At 80.4% G+C, this 1,024-nt stretch carries 1 protein-coding gene; it reads right to left on the reverse strand.

Features of this window, described 5'->3' with window-relative positions; all coding sequences use genetic code 11:
- Positions 1 to 93: 93 nt before the first annotated feature.
- Positions 94 to 891 carry a copper homeostasis protein CutC gene (locus tag ACFWH7_RS00645; protein WP_378214540.1) on the reverse strand — a complete coding sequence of 266 codons (798 nt, stop codon included), beginning with the start codon at positions 889 to 891 and terminating at the stop codon, positions 94 to 96.
- Between the last annotated feature and the right edge of the window lie 133 nt (positions 892 to 1,024).

Consider the following 1,024-nt stretch of genomic DNA (forward strand, 5'->3'; position numbering starts at 1 on the left):
CCCTCCCCCGCGCGGGCCGCGCGCGCGCCGGCCGGGCGGGGGGCGGCGGGCGGGGCGGCGGCCCGCGGGCCGGCGCCCGGGGGGCGTGGACTGCTAGAGCACGACGTCCAGCGCCGCGCGCGCCGCCGCCGCGACACCTCGGTCCGTCACCTCGTAGCCGGCGTCGCCGCCGCCACCCGGCCCCGCGTCGTCGGCGACCGTGCGCTTGGCGGAGAGGTGCACGGCGTCCACGCCGGCGGCCACGAGCGCGCCGACGTCCTGCGGGCGGACTCCCCCGCCCGCCATCACCTGGACACGGCCGCCCAGGGCGCCGTGGGCGTGCGACGCGATGGCGCGCAGGCGCTCGACCCCGTCGATGCTGCGCGCGGCCCCGCCCGACGTGAGCACGCGCGCCACGCCCGCACCGGCGAGCACGTCGAGCGCGGCGAGCGGGTCTACGACGACGTCGACCGCACGGTGGAACGTCACCTCGCGGCCGCCCGCCGCCTGGACGAGGGAGCGGACCGCGGCGGCGTCCACGAGGCCGTCCGGGGTCAGCGCGCCGACCACGACGCCTGCGGCCCCCGCCGCGACCGCGGCGCGGACGTCGCGGACCTGCACGTCGAGGTCGTCGGCCGAGAGGACGAACCCGCCGGGGCGCGGACGCACGAGGACGTGCACCTCGACGGGCGCCGCACCGGTCGCAGCGTCGGCGGCGGCCGCGACGGCCGCCTCCAGGAGGCCGGCGCTCGGCGTGAGCCCGCCCGTGGCGCCCAGGCCGACGCACAGCTCGACCCGCCGGGCACCCACGGAGGCGGCCACCCGGACGCCGTCGGGATCCTGCACCGCGAGCTCGAGCACGACGTCGCGGCCCGCGCGCACGGCGGGGCTCTCGGGGTCGGTGGTCGTCACTGCGTTCTCCCGTCGTCCGGTCCGACGGCCGTCACGTCGCGCGGCGGGCGCGACGGGCGGCGGGGGGCCGGGGAGACGAACGGAAAATTTCGCCGACCGCGAGGATAGGGGAGGCGCACATTGGTGATCCCGC

It is taken from the genome of Cellulosimicrobium cellulans (assembly GCF_042723955.1).
Lineage (GTDB): Bacteria > Actinomycetota > Actinomycetes > Actinomycetales > Cellulomonadaceae > Cellulosimicrobium > Cellulosimicrobium cellulans_H.